Origin of the sequence: Streptomyces sp. NPDC058045, from assembly GCF_042885635.1 — a bacterium.
In the GTDB taxonomy this organism is placed as follows: domain Bacteria; phylum Actinomycetota; class Actinomycetes; order Streptomycetales; family Streptomycetaceae; genus Streptomyces.
In genome coordinates, this window is record NZ_JBHVRR010000062.1 from 11,574 (window position 1) to 29,227 (window position 17,654).

Sequence of the window (17,654 nt, forward strand, 5' to 3'; positions counted from 1 at the left end):
TGTAGCCGCATCCTTCACGCCCCACCGTACCGCCTCGTGCCGCGGCCGTGCGGGGAGCGATGTCGTGTTCACTCAGGGCTGCAAACATCAAGTCCCCCCGTTCTCTTCCCTGTCCTGTGGCCGTTCATTGTCCGGGTGTTCGCCTGACAACTGCTCCAGCAGCAGCCCCAGTACGCCGCGCACACTCTCCCTACGGATTTCCGCACGATCGCCGTTCAATCGCAATGCGGCGGTTTTCCCCCGGCCCGAAGGTCCTTCCACGGCCACGAAAACGGTGCCCACCGGCTGCCCGTCCTGGGGTTCGGGTCCGGCGACTCCGGTGGTGGCCGCGCCCCAGTCGGCGCCGAGCGCGGCCCGTACTCCGGCCGCCATCTGCCCTGCGACCTGCCCGTCCACCGCGCCCCGGGCCGCCAGCAGCGCCCCGTCCACACCCAGCAGGCGCGTTTTGAGTTCGGTGGCGTAGGCGGTGACCGAGCCGCGGAAGGCGCGGGAGGCGCCGGGGGTCGCGGTGATCTCTGCGGCGACCAGTCCTCCGGTGAGCGACTCGGCGACGGCGAGGGTCTCACCCCGTTCCACCAGCAGTCTCAGTGCCTCGGCGGCCGGACCGTTCACGAGGCGGGCTCCTCACCGCTCCCGGCCGCGGCCCGGCGCTCGGCCAGGCCCTGGCGCCGCAGCACTATGGCCTGTTTCACATAGTCGAGTCCGGTCACCACGGTCAGTACCACCGCCACCGCCATCACCCAGAACCGCAGCGTGGCCAGCGGCCCGGTCAGCGCCAGGACGTACATGCCGACGGCGGTGCCCTGGGTGAGGGTCTTGAGTTTGCCGCCGCGGCTGGCCGGGATGACGCCGTAGCGGATCACCAGGAACCGCAGCAGGGTGATGCCGAGTTCCCGGCCGAGGATGACGGTCGTGACCCACCAGGGCAGATCGCCGAGCGCGGACAGGCAGATCAGCGCGGCCCCCATGATCGCCTTGTCCGCGATCGGGTCCGCGATCTTCCCGAAGTCGGTGACCAGGTTGTACGTACGGGCCAGATGCCCGTCGAACAGGTCGGTGATCATGGCGACGGCGAAGGCCGCCCAGGCCACCGAGCGCCAGGCCGGGTCATAGCCGCCGTCGGCCAGCATCAGCGCGACGAAGGCGGGGACCAGCGCGAGGCGGAACATGGTGAGCAGATTGGCGATGTTCCAGATGCTCGCCTGGTTGACCGCGGCGGCGCCGAGCTTGCCACCGGGCGCGGGCCGGCCGGAGGCACCTGCGGCGGGCGCCGGCACCGGGGTCATCTGGCCGCCCCCTCGGAACATCCGGGCCGGTCGGCCGGGGCGGCCGCGTCCAGGATCTCCGCGGTCTCCGCGACCAGGTCGACGCCCTCGGTGCCGATGGCCTTGGCCCCCACCATGTCGCCGGCGGCCAGTCCGCTCGCGTCGGTGAAGAGCACCTGCCCGTCGGTCTCCGGCGCCTGGTGGGCGGCGCGGCCCACGGCCGGCTCCTCGCCGTCGCCGGGCGATTCCACCAGCACCTCCAGGCGTTCCCCGACGCGCTCCTCGGCGCGCTGCGAGGTGAGTTCGTCGGCCAACCGGGAGATGTGCGCCAGGCGTTCGGCGACCACGTCCTGGTCGACCTTGGTCCGGTAGCCGGCGGCCTCGGTGCCCTCTTCGTCGGAGTAGCCGAAGACACCGATCGCGTCGAGGCGGGCGTGGGTGAGGAAGCGTTCCAACTCGGCCAGGTCGGCCTCGCTCTCGCCGGGGAAGCCGACGATGAAGTTGGAGCGCACCCCGGCCTGGGGGGCGCGGGTGCGGATCTCGTCCAGCAGGCCGAGGAAGCGGTCGGTGTCGCCGAAGCGGCGCATGGCGCGCAGTACGTCGGACGCCGAGTGCTGGAACGACAGGTCGAAGTAGGGGGCGACCTTCTCGGTGGAGGTCAGGACGTCGATCAGGCCGGGGCGCATCTCGGCGGGCTGGAGGTAGCTGACGCGGACGCGCTCGATGCCGTCGACGGCGGCCAGTTCGGGCAGCAGCGTCTCCAGCAGCCGGATGTCGCCGAGGTCCTTGCCGTAGGAGGTGTTGTTCTCGGAGACCAGCATGATCTCCTTGACGCCCTGCTCGGCGAGCCAGCGGGTCTCGCCCAGGACGTCGGAGGGGCGGCGGGAGATGAAGGAGCCGCGGAAGGACGGGATGGCGCAGAACGAGCAGCGCCGGTCGCAGCCGGAGGCCAGCTTCACCGAGGCGACGGGCGAGCTGCCGAGGCGGCGGCGCAGCGGAGCGCGCGGGCCGGAGGCGGGCGCCAGACCGTCCGGCAGATCGGCGGGGGCCTCGGCCGCGGGGGCGTGGCCGGGGAGGGCGACCTGCTCGCCGGCCTGCTGGCGTTCCGCCGGGCTGATCGGCAGCAGCTTGCGGCGGTCGCGAGGAGTGTGGGGGGCGTGGACGCCGCCGCCGAGGATGGTGCCGAGACGGTCGGAGATGTCCGCGTAGTCGTCGAAGCCGAGGACTCCGTCAGCTTCGGGGAGGGCGTCGGCGAGTTCCTTGCCGTAGCGCTCGGCCATGCAGCCGACGGCGACCACGGCCTGCGTTCTGCCGTGCCCCTTCAGGTCGTTGGCTTCGAGGAGGGCGTCGACGGAGTCCTTCTTCGCGGCCTCCACGAAACCGCAGGTGTTGACGACGGCGACGTCCGCTTCCTGGGCGTCCTCGACGAGCTGCCAGCCGTCCGCCTCCAAGCGGCCTGCGAGCTCCTCCGAGTCCACCTCGTTACGGGCGCAGCCGAGTGTGACGAGAGCGACGGTGCGGCGTTCAGGCATGGGCTCAAGACTACTTTGTCGTGCGGGCCGCCCGGCCCGCGAGGGTTCCCCGCGGGGCGGAGATCCGCTGCTCACCCACGCGCCGAAACGGCTCAACCCGCTTGGGGATCGCCCTTGGTGTACGAGAGGCGCTCGACCTGACCGGGGCGGAAGGCGTCATCGATCTTCTTGCCGTTGACGAAGAGCTTGATGGAGCCGGCGTCGCCGAGGACCAGGTCGATCTTCTGGTTGTCCTGGAAGGTCTTGGTCTGGCCCTGCTCCAGCAGTCCATCGAAGAGCAGGCGGCCGTTGTGGTCCTTGGCGGAGATCCAACTGCGCCCGTCGGTGGCGTTGACCATGACGGTGACCTTGTCCCGCGGGGCGGCGGCGATGGCGCTGTCGGTGGGGTCGGGCCTGGGCGTCTCGGGCTTGTGGCTGCCGTGCTTGGTGCCGGCCGGTTTGCTGGTGGCGGGGGTGGAGCCCTCGGCGACCTGGGTGTCGTCGGACCCGCCGGAGTCGCTGCCCTTGAGCAGGGTGAAGCCGACGAAGCCGATGACGGCGACGATCGCGGCGACCATGGCGGCGGTCCAGTTGGGCCGGCGGCGGTCGGGCCGGATGCGCTCGGCCTCGAACATGGGCGTGGCCGGGGAGGTGTTGGTGCGGCCGCCGTGCTCGGCGTCGAAGCGGGCGATCAGCGGCGCGGGGTCCAGGCCGAGGGCGTTCGCCAGGGACCGGATGTGCCCGCGGGCGTAGACATCGCCGCCGCAGCGGCTGAAGTCGTCGTCCTCGATGGCGTGCACGATCGGGATCCGCACCCGGGTCACGGTGCTGAGGTCGTCGACGGTGCGGCCGGAGGCGATTCTGGCCTGTCGCAGGGTGTGGCCGACGGACTCGGTGTGCGCGGGGCGGTCGTCCGCATCGGACGTGTGCGCTCCGGGCTCGTCGCCGGCCTGGGGGCGGTCGTCTTCAGGGGAGTTGCCGATGGACACGGGGGCGCCTTTCGAGCGTGTAGCCACCTGCTGGAGGTTCAGTCTAGGGGGGGTGCGAAAGTGCGGGGCAACCGGGCGGTCCGACTTTGTACGCCATCGGTATGGCCACCCGGCCTGCGGGGAGGGGGAAACGTTCTGCCCCTCCCCTCAACTTGACGTATGCCAACGGGAAACGGTTGCCTCAAGGTCTCGTTCGGGTGGTTCTGCCGAGCCGGGCCGCGCGCTTCCTCAGAGTTGAGCCTCCCCGCGGATCACGGCGAGCACTCCATCGAGTTCGTCGGCCTTCACCAGAACGTCACGTGCCTTGGATCCCTCGCTGGGGCCGACGATGTTCCGCGACTCCATCAGGTCCATCAGGCGGCCCGCTTTCGCGAAGCCGACGCGCAGCTTGCGCTGGAGCATCGAGGTGGAGCCGAACTGGGTGGAGACGACGAGTTCGGCGGCCTGGCACAGCAGGTCGAGGTCGTCGCCGATCTCCTCGTCGATCTCCTTCTTCTGCTTGCCGCCGACGGTGACGTCGTCACGGAAGACGGGCGCCATCTGGTCCTTGCAGTGCTGCACGACCTGGGCGACCTCGGCCTCGGTGACGAAGGCGCCCTGCATACGGACCGGTTTGTTGGCGCCCATCGGCAGGAAGAGGCCGTCGCCCTTGCCGATGAGCTTCTCGGCGCCGGGCTGGTCGAGGATGACGCGGCTGTCGGCGAGCGAGGAGGTCGCGAAGGCCAGCCGCGAGGGCACGTTGGCCTTGATCAGGCCGGTGACCACGTCCACCGAGGGCCGCTGGGTGGCGAGGACCAGGTGGATACCGGCGGCGCGGGCGAGCTGGGTGATGCGGACGATGGCGTCCTCGACGTCGCGGGGGGCGACCATCATCAGGTCGGCCAGCTCGTCCACGATCACCAACAGATAGGGATAGGGCTGGAGTTCGCGTTCGCTGCCCTCGGGGAGCTTCACCTTCCCGTTGCGGACGGCCTCGTTGAAGTCGTCGATATGGCGGTAGCCGTAGGCGGCGAGGTCGTCGTAGCGCAGGTCCATCTCGCGGACGACCCACTGGAGGGCCTCCGCGGCGCGCTTGGGGTTGGTGATGATCGGTGTGATGAGGTGCGGAATGCCTTCGTAGGCGGTGAGTTCGACCCGCTTGGGGTCGACCAGCACCATCCGGACGTCCTCCGGGGTGGCCCGCACCATGATCGAGGTGATCAGGCAGTTGATGCAGGAGGACTTGCCGGATCCGGTGGCGCCGGCGACCAGGATGTGCGGCATCTTCGCCATGTTGGCCATGACGTAGCCGCCCTCGACGTCCTTGCCGAGCGCCACCAGCATGGGGTGGTCGTCCTCCGCGGCGTCGGCCAGCCGCAGCACATCGCCGAGATTGACCATCTCCCGGTCGGTGTTGGGGATTTCGATGCCGACGGCGGACTTGCCGGGGATGGGGCTGATGATCCGCACATCGGGGCTGGCGACCGCGTAGGCGATGTTCTTGGTGAGGGCGGTGATCCGCTCGACCTTGACGGCGGGGCCGAGTTCGACCTCGTAGCGGGTGACGGTGGGGCCGCGGGTGAAGCCGGTGACCGCCGCGTCGACCTTGAACTCGGAGAACACGGTGGTCAGGGAGGCCACTATGGCGTCGTTGGCGGCGCTGCGCGCCTTGCCGGGGCCGCCGCGCTCCAGCAGGTCCAGCGAGGGCAGCGAGTAGGTGATGTCCCCGGAGAGCTGGAGCTGTTCTGCCCGCGGCGGCAGATCGCGGGGCGCGTCGGGCGAGGCCTTGGTGAGGTCGGGTACCGGCGCGGAGTCCGCGTCGGCCGGGGCGGGCCGGCTGCCGCGGGCGGCAGGGACCGGGGTGGTCTGCTCGGGCCTCGGGTCGGTACTGACGCCCTGGGTGAGATCGGCGACGAGCGGCGACGGCGGCAGGCCGTGCAGTACGGCGCCGTCGAGATCGGCGGCGGCCGCGGCGGCCACATCGACGGCGTCCATGGAGCGGGCCGCGGCGGCCTCCTGACCGCTGCCGCGGCGGCTCCTGCGCCGGCTCAGGGCGTCGGCCTCCGCGGCCTCGGGGTCGACGGCGTCCGCGCGGCCGCGCCGCCTGCCGCGGGCGGGCAGCGCCTGTCGCCACTGCTCCTCGTACCGCTCGTCGTCCTCGGTGGCCTCGATGGCCTCGTCCTCGGTGGTGTCCTCGGGGGGCTGGACGACGCCGAGGCGGGTGCCGAGCAGCCGCAGCCGCTGCGGGATGGCGTTGACCGGGGTGGCGGTGACCACCAGCAGCCCGAAGACGGTGAGCAGCAGGAGCAGCGGCACCGCGAGCACCGCGCCCATGGTGAAGGTGAGGGGGGTGGCGGCGGCCCAGCCGATGAGGCCGCCTGCGTCCCTTATGGCCTGCATTCCGTCGCTGCGGGCGGGCGCGCCGCACGCCAGGTGGACCTGCCCGAGGATCCCGATGACCAGCGCGGACAGGCCGATGACGATCCGTCCGTTGGCGTCGGGCTGCTCGGGGTGGCGGATGAGGCGGACGGCGACCGCCGCGACGAGGATCGGCACCAGCAGGTCGAGCCGGCCGAAGGCGCCGGTGACCAGCATCTCGACCAGGTCACCGACGGGGCCGTGCAGATTGGACCAGGTACCGGCGGCGACCACCAGGGCGACACCGAGCAGCAGCAGGGCCAGGCCGTCCTTGCGGTGGGCCGGGTCGAGGCCCTTGGCACCGCGCCCTATACCGCGGAAGAGGGCGCCAACGGTGTGTGCGGTGCCCAGCCAGAGGGCGCGGGCCAGGCGGTAGACGCCGTTCGTCGGGCTGGGCGCGGGCCGCGGCGCGGACTTCTTCGCGGCCGCCTTCTTGGCCGGTGCCTTCTTGGCGGGGGTCTTCTTGGCGGGGGTCTTCTTGGCGGGGGTCTTCTTGGCGGGCGGCTTGGGCGATGCGGCCTTCTTCGCGGTGCCCTTCGCCGGCGAGGCCGCCTTCTTCGCGGGCGTCTTCTTGGCTGCGGACTGACGTGAGGCCATGGGGGTGAGGTTACCGTCGTGGGGCACGGCGGACACGTGCGCCCACCGCTTCACCCGACTGTGTCGCCCTCCCGCGGACCGAAACTGACGACCCGTCAACCTCCGTACGGGACAGCCACCCCGAAGTGGGACCGGGGTGGTGGTCCGGTACGGAGGTCGGTGCCGGTCAGTTCTGTGAGGGGACCTGGGGGGTGCCGGGCTCCAGGGCGTCGAGCGCCTTGCGCAGACCGGTCAGCTTCCGCTCCAGATGGGCCGCGGTGGCCAGCGCCGAGGTGTCCGCCTGGTCGTCGTCGAGCTGCTTGGAAAGCGCCTCCGCCTGCTCCTCCACCGCCGCCAGACGCGCCGACAGCTCGGCCAGCAGCCCCGCGGGCTCCCTGGCCCCGCCCACCGGCGACTTGCCGCCGCCCTCCAACTGGAGCCGCAACAACGAAGCCTGCTCACGGAGTTTGCAGTTCTTCATATACAGCTCGACGAAGACGGTGACCTTGGCGCGCAGCACCCACGGGTCGAAGGGCTTGGAGATGTAGTCCACCGCGCCCGCCGCATAACCGCGGAAGGTGTGGTGGGGACCGTGGTTGATGGCGGTGAGGAAGATGATCGGGATGTCCCGGGTCCGCTCCCGCCGCTTGATGTGCGCGGCCGTCTCGAACCCGTCCATACCCGGCATCTGCACATCAAGCAGGATCACCGCGAAGTCGTCCGTCAGCAGCGCCTTCAGCGCTTCCTCCCCGGACGATGCCCGCACCAGCGTCTGATCGAGCGCGGAGAGGATGGCCTCCAGCGCCAGCAGATTCTCCGGCCGGTCATCGACCAGGAGGATCTTGGCCTTCTGCACCATGGCCCGCCCTCCTCGCCCCGGCGTGGGGCCTCCCCTTTTCGAAGGACGCGGGACGGTGGTCGGATCCGCCCCGATGGACGGCTCCCTTACGCCGCCCGTCCTTGTGCCGGTCATCGTAGCCGTACCCCGCCCGTCACCACACCCTGTCACCGCGATGTCACTGTGCACTTACCACAGACGTGCCGGGAACCGTGAAGGTTCCCCGGTCAGCGGCCGACTCCGGAAGGTCGGTCCGGGCCGTACGGGACGGGGCGCGGGGCGGCCGGCGGCGCGACCACGCCCGTCCAACGTACGCCGCTCACCGGCCGCGCATCCACTGGGCCATGACCACGAGCAGATGATCGGGGTCGACGGGCTTGGTGACGTAGTCGGAGGCGCCGGACTCGATGGCCTTCTCCCGGTCCCCCTTCATCGCCTTCGCGGTCAGCGCCACGATGGGCAGCCCGGCGAACTGCGGCATCCGCCGGATCGCACTGGTCGTGGCATAGCCGTCCATCTCCGGCATCATGATGTCCATCAGCACCACGGCCACATCGTCGTGCTGCTCCAGCACCTCGATCCCCTCCCGGCCGTTCTCCGCGTACAGCACGGACAGTCCGTGCTGCTCCAGGACGCTGGTGAGGGCGAAGACATTGCGGATGTCGTCGTCGACGATGAGGACCTTCTCACCGTCGAACTCCGCCCGGGGCTGCTCCCCGCTGCCGGCCCGCTCGCCCTCCCGCACGGTGGGCGGCGCGGCCTCTGCGGGCGCTTCCTCGCTGCTCCGCGCGGGCAGCGCCGGCTGCTCGGGCGGCGGCGCCACGGCCCGCCGGCGCCGCCGGAACAGCGCCGCGGCACCGGTCTGCGTCTCCTGGTACGACTTCACCTCGGCCGGGGTGTCCGGGGTCCGCTCCCGCGGGGCGGACTCGGCCTGGGCGTCGCCCGATTCGGCGGACGCGAGCTGCGGGTAGCCCTCGCCGGGCATCGGGCCCGGGTGCAGCGGGAGGTAGAGCGTGAAGGTGGAACCGCGGCCCGTCTCGCTCGCCGCGTGGATCTCGCCGCCGAGCAGCCGGGCGATCTCCCGGCTGATGGACAGCCCGAGGCCGGTACCGCCGTACTTGCGGCTGGTGGTGCCGTCGGCCTGCTTGAACGCCTCGAAGATGACGCGCATCTTGCTGGCCGCGATCCCGATCCCGGTGTCGGTGACGGAGAACGCGACCAGGTCCGCGTCCGGGTCGCTGAGCGCGCCGGTCTCCAGCAGTTGCTCCCTGATGCCGACCGGCACCTCGGATCCCGCGGTACGGATGACGAGTTCCACGGCGCCGGAGTCGGTGAACTTCACCGCGTTGGACAGCAGATTGCGCAGGACCTGGAGCAGCCGCTGCTCGTCGGTGTGCAGGGTGGCGGGCAGCTCCGGCGAGACCCGTACCGAGAAGTCCAGGCCCTTCTCCGCGGTCAGCGGGCGGAAGGTGGCCTCCACGTAGTCCACGAGCTGCACCAGCGAGATCCGGGTCGGCGAGACGTCCATCTTGCCGGCCTCGACCTTCGTCAAGTCGAGGATGTCGTTGATGAGTTGGAGCAGGTCGGAGCCCGCGCCGTGGATGGTCTCGGCGAACTCGACCTGCTTGGGCGAGAGATTGCCCTCCGCGTTGTCGGCGAGCAACTTGGCCAGGATCAGCAGTGAGTTGAGCGGCGTGCGCAGCTCGTGCGACATGTTCGCCAGGAACTCGCTCTTGTACCGCATGGACACCGCGAGTTGCTCGGCGCGCTCCTCCAGGACCTGCCGGGCCTCCTCGATCTCGGTGTTCTTCACCTCGATGTCGCGGTTCTGCCGGGCCAACAGCTCGGCCTTCTCCTCCAGTTCGGCGTTGGAGTCCTGGAGCGCCTTCTGCCGGCTCTCCAACTCCGCTGACCGCTCCCGCAGTTGCTCGGTCAGCTCCTGCGACTGCTTCAGCAGCACCTCGGTCTTGGTGTTGACGCTGATGGTGTTGACGCTGGTGGCGATCATCTCCGCGATCTGGCTCAGGAAGTCCTTCTGGATGTCCGTGAACGGCTGGAACGAGGCCAGTTCGATCACCCCCAGCACCGTGCCGTCGAAGATCACCGGCAGCACGATGACATGTGCGGGCGGCGCCTCACCCAGCCCGGAGGCGATCTTGAGATAGCCCGGCGGCACGTTCTCCACCAGGATGGTCCGCTTCTCCATCGCCGCCGTCCCGATCAGCGTCTCCCCCGGCCGGAACGACGTCGGCATCGACCCCATCGAGTACCCGTACGAGCCGAGCATCCGCAGCTCGTACCGGTCGTCGCCGGCCGTCACCTGGTCCTGGGCGTCGTCGGTGGACTGGGCGACGAAGAACGCGCCGTGCTGCGCGGAGACCACCGGCGTCAGCTCGCTCATGATCAGCGAGGCCACGTCGTCCAGGTCCCGGCGGCCCTGCATCAGGCCGGAGATCCGGGCCAGATTGCCCTTGAGCCAGTCCTGCTCCTTGTTGGCGATGGTGGTGTCGCGGAGGTTGGCGATCATCGTGTTGATGTTGTCCTGGAGGACCTGGATCTCGCCCGCGGCGTCCACATCGATCTTGAGGTTGAGGTCCCCGCGGGTCACCGCGGTGGCGACGGCGGCGATGGCCCGCACCTGCCGGGTGAGGTTCCCCGCCATCTCGTTCACCGACTCGGTCAGATCCCGCCAGGTGCCGTCCACGTCCCGCACCCGGGCCTGGCCGCCCAACTGCCCCTCGGTGCCCACCTCGCGGGCCACCCGGGTCACCTGCTCGGCGAAGCTGGAGAGCTGGTCCACCATGGTGTTGATGGTGGTCTTCAGCTCCAGGATCTCGCCCCGCGCATCGATGTCGATCTTCTTGGTGAGATCGCCCTTGGCGATGGCCGTGGTGACCATGGCGATATTGCGCACCTGACCGGTCAGATTGGACGCCATCCCGTTCACCGACTCGGTGAGGTCCTTCCAGGTGCCGGACACCCCCGGCACCCGCGCCTGACCGCCGAGGATGCCATCCGTGCCCACCTCCCGGGCCACCCGCGTCACCTGGTCCGCGAACGAGGACAGCGTCTTCACCATGGTGTTGACAGTGTCCGCGAGCTGCGCCACCTCGCCCCGCGCCTCCACGGTGACCTTCTTCGTCAGATCGCCGTTGGCGACCGCCGTGGCGACCTGCGAGATGTTCCGCACCTGGCTGGTCAGGTTGTTCGCCATCAGGTTGACGTTGTCGCTGAGGTCCTTCCAGATGCCGGTGACACCCGGCACCCGCGCCTGACCGCCCAGATTGCCCTCGGTGCCCACCTCCCGGGCGACCCGGGTGACCTGCTCGGCGAAGTTGGAGAGCTGGTCCACCATCGTGTTGACGGTGGTGACCAGTTCGAGGATCTCGCCCTTGGCGTCGACGGTGATCTTCTTCGACAGGTCGCCGTTGGCCACCGCCGTCGTCACCTCGGCGATGTTCCGCACCTGCATGGTGAGGTTGTTCGCCATGAAGTTGACGGACTGGGTGAGGTCCTTCCAGGTGCCGGAGACGCCCTTCACCTCGGCCTGGCCGCCGAGCATTCCCTCGGTGCCCACCTCACGGGCCACCCGCGTCACCTGCTCGGCGAAGTCGGAGAGCTGATCCACCATCGTGTTGAGGGTGTTCTTCAACTCCAGGATCTCGCCCCGGGCATCCACATCGATCTTCTGCGACAGGTCACCCCGCGCCACCGCCGTGGCCACCTGGGCGATATTGCGCACCTGGGCGGTCAGATTCCCCGCCATACCGTTCACCGAGTCGGTCAAATCACGCCACACCCCGGCCACACCCGGCACCTGCGCCTGACCGCCGAGCCGGCCCTCGGTACCCACCTCGCGGGCCACCCGGGTCACCTGGTCCGCGAACGCGGAGAGCTGGTCGACCATCGTGTTGATGGTGTTCTTCAGCTCCAGGATCTCGCCGCGCGCGTCCACATCGATCTTCTGCGACAGGTCACCGCGCGCCACCGCCGTCGTCACCTGGGCGATCTGCCGCACCTGCGAAGTCAGGTTCCCCGCCATGAAGTTGACCGAATCGGTCAACTCCCGCCAGGTGCCGCTCACCCCGTCCACCCGGGCCTGACCGCCGAGGCGGCCCTCGGTGCCCACGTCCCGCGCCATCCGCGTCACCTGGTCGGCGAAGCTGGAGAGCTGGTCCACCATGGTGTTCACGGTGTTCTTGAGCTGGAGCATCTCACCGGACACATCCACGGTGACCTTCTGCGACAGATCGCCGTTGGCCACCGCCGTCGTCACCTGAGCGATATTGCGCACCTGGCCGGTGAGGTTGCGGAACGCCGTGTTGACGGAATCGGTCAGGTCCTTCCAGGTCCCCGCGGCCCCCGGCACCTGCGCCTGGCCGCCCAACTCGCCCTCGACGCCGACCTCCCGCGCCACCCGCGTCACCTCGGAACCGAACGCGGAGAGCTGGTCCACCATCGTGTTGACGGTGTTCTTCAACTCCAGCATCTCGCCCGCGACATCGACCGTGACCTTCTGCGAGAGATCGCCGTTGGCCACCGCCGTCGTCACCGCCGCGATGTCCCGCACCTGCGTCGTCAGATTCCGGAACACCGTGTTGACGGAGTCGGTCAGATCCTTCCAAGTCCCCGCGGCCCCCGGCACATTGGCCTGACCGCCGAGCCGGCCCTCCGCGCCGACCTCGTTCGCCACCCGCGTCACCTCGTCCGCGAAGGTGCGCAGCGTCTCCGTCATCTGGTTGATGGTCTCCGCGAGCTGGGCCACCTCGCCACGGGCGCTCACCGTCACCTTCTGCGACAGATCGCCGCTCGCGACGGCCGTGGTGACCTGCGCGATCCCCCGCACCTGCGCGGTGAGATTGCCGGCCATCAGATTCACCGAGTCGGTGAGGTCCTTCCACACCCCGGCCACCCCCGGCACCCGGGCCTGCCCGCCCAACTCGCCCTCGGTGCCCACCTCCCGGGCAACGCGCGTCACCTCGGAGGAGAACGACGAGAGCTGATCCACCATGGTGTTGACGGTGTTCTTCAACTCCGCCATCTCACCGGCCACATGGACGGTGACCTTCCGCGACAGATCGCCCTTGGCCACCGCCGTCGTCACCAGCGCGATGTCCCGCACCTGCGCCGTCAGCCGGTACGCCATGGTGTTGACCGAGTCCGTCAGGTCCTTCCACGAACCGGACATCCCGCGCACCCGGGCCTGCCCGCCCAGCTTGCCCTCGGTACCGACCTCGCTCGCCACCCGCGTCACCTCGTCGGTGAACGTGGAGAGTTGGTCGACCAGGTTGTTGACGGTACGGCCCACCTTGAGGAACTCGCCGCGCAGCGGATGGTCCCGGCCGTCCGACTCCTGCGCCCGCAGCTCCATCCGCTGCTCCAGATCGCCCTCGGCCACCGCCGACAGCACCCGGCTCACCTCGGACACCGGCCGCACCAGATCATCGACCAGCGCGTTGGACGCCTTGATCGCCGCCGCCCAGGACCCCTCACCGGCACCGGCCTCCAGCCGCTCGGTAAGCTTCCCGTCCCGGCCCACGACCCGCCGCACCCGGGACAGCTCGCCCGTCAGATGCACATTCCGCTCGGCGACCTCGTTGAACACCGCGGCGATCTCCGCCATGACCCCGTCACCGGAAACCGTGAGCCGCTTGCGGAAGTTGCCGTCCCGCATCGCCACCAGACCGGCCAGCAGCCGGTTCAGGGCAGCCGTGTCCACCGCGGTCGTCCCGGACCGCGACCCCCGCGGTTTCTTCGGGGGCTGTCCGCCTTCCGCGCGCGTGCCAGTGCCCCGCGTCGCTGCGCCAGACTCCACCGTGTCCCTCCCGAAGGGGTCGACCTTGTGCTCGGCTGCTCCCGCGGGAGCCTCTCCCAGTGTTCCATTCCGAGGCTCCACCGGGTCCGTCACCAACGTAACCTCACAGAACCGCCCCTCGTTACCCCACATGGGCAGGGCGGGACGCAGCACTGCCCTGGAGGCGGCTACCCGGTACGGCGCCTCCAACTCCGATCCGCTCCCATCCGATCGCGGAGAGTCCGATCCCGTCGCCACAGGACCGTCCCACCGCGCCCGGACATACGGAGTGTGCACCTCCGCGGAGGGCCCGAGGGGGCCGGTTCGCCCTCCGCAGAACGATCCGGTCACCTCGTCCGGGGATGCCCCTGAACACCGGACCGCCCGCCCACTAACCTGTCGTACGAAGCAGCGTGTCCGACGGCGGACACCGCGGCGCCCGGACCGCGGCGGCCGCCCGCCCGCCGGACACCGGCCAGGGGGCACCGACACCATGGGGAGTTCTGTGATCACCGCGCGCGCGGCCGCCACCTTCGAACCGGTCGGACGCTCCGTCGCCACGGCCCGCTCCTTCGTCCGCGACACCCTGCAGGGCTGGGGCTTCAGCGACATCGTCGACGACGCGGTGGTCCTCACCAGCGAACTGGTCACCAACGCGGTGGTGCACGCCGGCACCGCCGCCGAAGTGCGCTGCCTGCGCACCGAGGACCGGGTCCGCATCGAAGTACGCGACCGCTACCCGGAACGCGAGATCCCGGTCCAGCACTCCGCCATCGACATGGGCACCCCCGACCGCGAGGGCGGCCGCGGCCTCCAGCTCTGCGCGGCCCTCGCCACCCGCTGGGGCGTCGAGTACACGCCCACCCACAAGCAGGTCTGGTTCCAACTCGACCTGCCGGACCGCCCCGTGGGCACCCGCACCGCCGGCCCCCTCCTCCCCACCGCCGTACTGCCGCTGGCCGAGGGACGGGTCCGCGTCGCCGTCATCCAGCTGGACGGCGGCAGCTCCATCACCTCCTGGAACGACGACGCGGGGGAGCTTTTCGGCCACACTCAGGAACAGGTCATCGGCAAGCCCCTCACCGACTTCGCCGCCTGGCCCCACACCCCCGGCACCAGCACCGGCATCGCCGACGCCCTCCAACTCTCCCGCTGGGAAGGCAGTTACGGCATCCGCGGCGCCACCGGCCGCGTCACCCCCGTCTACGCCTCCCACCTCCGCGTCCGCGACAGCAACGGCGAGCCCTCCACCGTCTGCCTCCTGGTACGCGACCACGAGCGCGCCGTCCTCCAGACCCCGCTGCGCTCCACCGCCGCGGAAGCCACCGCCCCCGCCGAGTCCCAGACCGCCGACCCGTTCGAGGTCTTCATCGGCTCGCCCGCCCCGGACGACCTCGACGGCCTGCTCCAGCGCACCGTAGAACGCGCCCGCGACATGCTCGACGCGGACGCCGCCTTCCTCCTCCTCGCCACCGACGACGAGACGGAGCTGGAGGTCCGCGCCTCCACCGGCCTGCCCTCCGCCCGGCAGCGCTTCGCCCGCGTCCCCGTCGAAGCCGGCCCCGGCCGCTACGGCTCCGCCCGGATGCCCGCCGTCCACGAGGACCTCACCGTCGTACCGGGCGCCGTCCCCCTCCTCGGCGGCACCGGGATGCGCTCCGTGGTCACCGTCCCGCTCAAGGTCGAGGGCCGCCTCACCGGCTCCCTCGGCGTGGCCGCCGAAGCCCCGCACCGCTACTCCAACGAGGAGGCGCTGCGCCTCCAGTTCGCCGCCGACCGGATCGCCCTCGCCGTGGAGTCCGCCCGCCTCGGCGAACTGGAACGGCTCCGCCGCGGCTCCCTCTCCTTCCTGGTCGAGGCCTCCGACCTGCTCGCCGGCACCCTGGACCGGGACCAGACGCTGGCGCTGATGGCCCAGATGACGGTCCCCACCCTCGCCACCTGGTGCGCCGTCTACACCATCGCCGACCAGTCCTCCGAGCCCTACCTCTCCTACGTCCTGCACGAGGACGAGGAAAGGATCGACGGCCTGAAAGCACTGCTCGCCCGCATCGCACCCCCGGACCCGGTGCCCGCCCCCGGCGCCCGCGTCTGGTCGGCGCCCGCGGAGGAGGCCCACCAGGCGGCACTGCGCACCTCCATGCGCAGCCTCGGCCTGGGCGAGCCCGCCACCGTCAACACCGGCATCGGCCCCACCCTGGCGACGGCCGCCGCGGTCGGCGGCGAGACGGTCGTCCTGCCGCTGGTCGCCCGCAACCGCGTCATCGGAATGCTCACCCTCGGCAAACCCTCCGACGACCACTTCCGCCAGGAGATCCTGGAACTGGCCGAGGACCTCTCCCGCCGGGCCGCCCTCGCCCTCGACAACGCCCGCCTCTACTCGGAACGCACCGCGATCTCCCAGTCCCTCCAACGCAGCCTGCTCCCACCGGAGTTGCCGGACGTACCCGGCGTCGAGGTCGAGGTCATCTACCGCGCGGCCGGCGAGGGCAACGAGGTCGGCGGCGACTTCTACGACCTCTTCCCCATCCGCGACGGCGCCTACGGCTTCGCCATCGGCGACGTCTGCGGCACCGGCCCCGAGGCGGCCGCCGTCACCGGACTCGCCCGGCACGCCCTGCGACTGCTGGCCCGCGAGGGCTTCGGCGGCCCCGCCGTCCTGGAGCGACTCAACGCCGCCATCCTCGACGAGGGCGCCCGCAGCCGCTTCCTCACCCTGCTCTACGGCGAGCTGTGGCCCAAGGAGGACGGCGGCGCCGAACTGAAGGTGGTCTGCGCCGGCCACCCGCTCCCCCTCCGCCTCCGCCAGGACGGCTCCGTGGAACCCGCCGCCGAACCCCAGCCCCTCCTCGGCGTGATGGACGACCTGGACCTGTACGAGCAGACGGTGACCCTGGACCCGGGCGACGTCCTGCTCTGCGTCACGGACGGCGTGACGGAACGCCGCGAGGGCGCCCGCATGTTGGGCGACGACGGCCTCACCGAGGTCCTCACCACCTGCACCGGCCTCACCGCGGGAGCGGTCGCCGCCCGCATCCTGCGCGCGGTGGAACGCTTCGCCTCCGATGCCCCCTCCGACGACATGGCCATCCTCGCCATGCGCGTACCGGAGCCCCGACACGACTGAGACCGCGGCCCATTGCCCGGGCCGTGCACCCGCACGGCCCGGCCGCCTGCTCAACTCTTCCTACACGAGAAAAGGCCCCCACCCTTACCGGGTGAAGGCCTTCTCTCTGCTACTCCGGAGCCCCCAAACGGAATCGAACCGTTGACCTTCTCCTTACCATGGAGACGCTCTGCCGACTGAGCTATAGGGGCCTGCCACCTGGGCTGACTGCTCCCCGGCAACGATCGAAATCATACCCTGAACAACGCTGTGCTCCCAACCGCAGCACACCCCTCAGGCCGGCTGAAGAAGACCGCCAAGTGCGTTGCAGGCAGCGGCGATCCGCTGCATATCCCGCCGCCCCAACCGGGCGTCCACCGGCAGCGCCAGCGTCTCATCAGCGGCACGCTCGGTCTCCGGCAGACGCACATTCCGCCGGTACTCGGGCAGCCGATGCACCGGCGTCTTCACGGGCACCCTGCACTCGACTCCCCGCCCACGCAGCGTCCACGCAAAGGCGTCCCGGTCCGGCCGCCCATTACCGGGCACCCGCACCACATACTGCCGATAGCTGTGCCCGGGACAACCGGCAGGTGTGCGGACCCCGTTGAGCTTCGCATCCAGCAGAGCCGCGTTCCCACGCCGCCGCGCCAACTCCACCGCCGCCGCTTCCCCGCCGGCACCGACCTCTTCGGAGCGCTCCAGCACCAACAGCCCCTGCCGCCGCCCCAGTTCATACAGCGACACCATCTCAGCGGGCCGCCCGAAGCGATGCACGGCCACCACGGCACCCGTCCGAGAAGTCACCGCCCCGGCCACCGCATCGGGATCAAGGCAGTACGTCACCGGATCTATGTCCGCGAAAACGGGCACCGCACCGGTGAGAGCGACGGCCTCCGCCAACTCGACGTTGCCGAAAGCCGGCACGATCACCTCGTCACCGCTCCTGATGCCTGCGGCTCGCAGCAGTTCAACTGTCCCCATGAGCACGGATCCTGACCGCCCCATATGAACAGCACGTGACACCCAACAAAAAAGAGCTGGTCCCGGAACCGAAGTTCCAGAACCAGCTCTTCTAAAGATTGTTCGGCGGCGTCCTACTCTCCCACAGGGTCCCCCCTGCAGTACCATCGGCGCTGTAAGGCTTAGCTTCCGGGTTCGAAATGTAACCGGGCGTT

Annotated in this window: 9 protein-coding genes, 1 tRNA gene and 1 rRNA gene; 1 reads left to right on the forward strand and 10 read right to left on the reverse strand. The window is 70.3% G+C overall.

The window, feature by feature from the left end; genetic code table 11:
- Window positions 1-87 precede the first annotated feature (87 nt).
- From ACFVST_RS26010 to ACFVST_RS26040, 7 genes are all read right to left on the reverse strand, one after another.
- Window positions 88-612 carry a CinA family protein gene (locus ACFVST_RS26010; RefSeq protein WP_390156012.1) on the reverse strand — a complete coding sequence of 175 codons (525 nt, stop codon included), beginning with the start codon at window positions 610-612 and terminating at the stop codon, window positions 88-90.
- Window positions 609-1,286 carry a CDP-diacylglycerol--glycerol-3-phosphate 3-phosphatidyltransferase gene (gene pgsA, locus ACFVST_RS26015; protein WP_390156013.1) on the reverse strand — a complete coding sequence of 226 codons (678 nt, stop codon included), beginning with the start codon at window positions 1,284-1,286 and terminating at the stop codon, window positions 609-611. Before pgsA ends, ACFVST_RS26010 begins: the two co-directional genes overlap by 4 nt.
- Entirely contained in the window at window positions 1,283-2,797 is a 1,515-nt protein-coding gene (rimO, locus tag ACFVST_RS26020) for a 30S ribosomal protein S12 methylthiotransferase RimO (RefSeq protein ID WP_390156014.1), read from the reverse strand. The genes pgsA and rimO overlap by 4 nt, the downstream gene beginning before the upstream one ends.
- 92 nt (window positions 2,798-2,889) lie before the next feature.
- A complete protein-coding gene (locus ACFVST_RS26025; protein WP_390156020.1) occupies window positions 2,890-3,765 on the reverse strand; it encodes a helix-turn-helix domain-containing protein in 876 nt (291 codons plus the stop codon).
- A 228-nt stretch (window positions 3,766-3,993) separates the two neighbouring features.
- Window positions 3,994-6,759: a DNA translocase FtsK gene (locus ACFVST_RS26030; RefSeq protein ID WP_390156015.1), complete on the reverse strand. Its 2,766-nt coding sequence runs from the start codon at window positions 6,757-6,759 to the stop codon at window positions 3,994-3,996.
- Window positions 6,760-6,925: 166 nt separating this feature from the next.
- A complete protein-coding gene (locus ACFVST_RS26035) occupies window positions 6,926-7,597 on the reverse strand; it encodes a two-component system response regulator (protein WP_390156016.1) in 672 nt (223 codons plus the stop codon).
- A gap of 298 nt (window positions 7,598-7,895) precedes the next feature.
- Window positions 7,896-13,391, reverse strand: coding sequence for a HAMP domain-containing protein (locus ACFVST_RS26040; RefSeq protein ID WP_390156017.1), 5,496 nt, complete (start codon window positions 13,389-13,391; stop codon window positions 7,896-7,898).
- A gap of 484 nt (window positions 13,392-13,875) precedes the next feature.
- On the opposite strand from ACFVST_RS26040, the gene ACFVST_RS26045 reads away from it, so the two are divergent.
- Window positions 13,876-16,497 (forward strand): SpoIIE family protein phosphatase, encoded by a 2,622-nt coding sequence (locus ACFVST_RS26045; protein WP_390156018.1) that lies wholly within the window; start codon window positions 13,876-13,878, stop codon window positions 16,495-16,497.
- 118 nt (window positions 16,498-16,615) lie between these two features.
- Here the strand turns inward: ACFVST_RS26045 and ACFVST_RS26050 are convergent.
- The 3 genes from ACFVST_RS26050 to rrf all read right to left on the reverse strand — a co-directional run.
- Window positions 16,616-16,688, reverse strand: a tRNA-Thr gene (locus tag ACFVST_RS26050).
- 82 nt (window positions 16,689-16,770) lie between these two features.
- The gene (locus ACFVST_RS26055) at window positions 16,771-17,445 is read right to left on the reverse strand and encodes a DegT/DnrJ/EryC1/StrS family aminotransferase (protein WP_390156021.1); all 675 of its coding nucleotides are present in this window, start codon (window positions 17,443-17,445) and stop codon (window positions 16,771-16,773) included.
- Window positions 17,446-17,560: 115 nt separating this feature from the next.
- Window positions 17,561-17,654: ribosomal RNA gene (rrf, locus tag ACFVST_RS26060) — 5S ribosomal RNA — on the reverse strand; the annotation flags it as partial.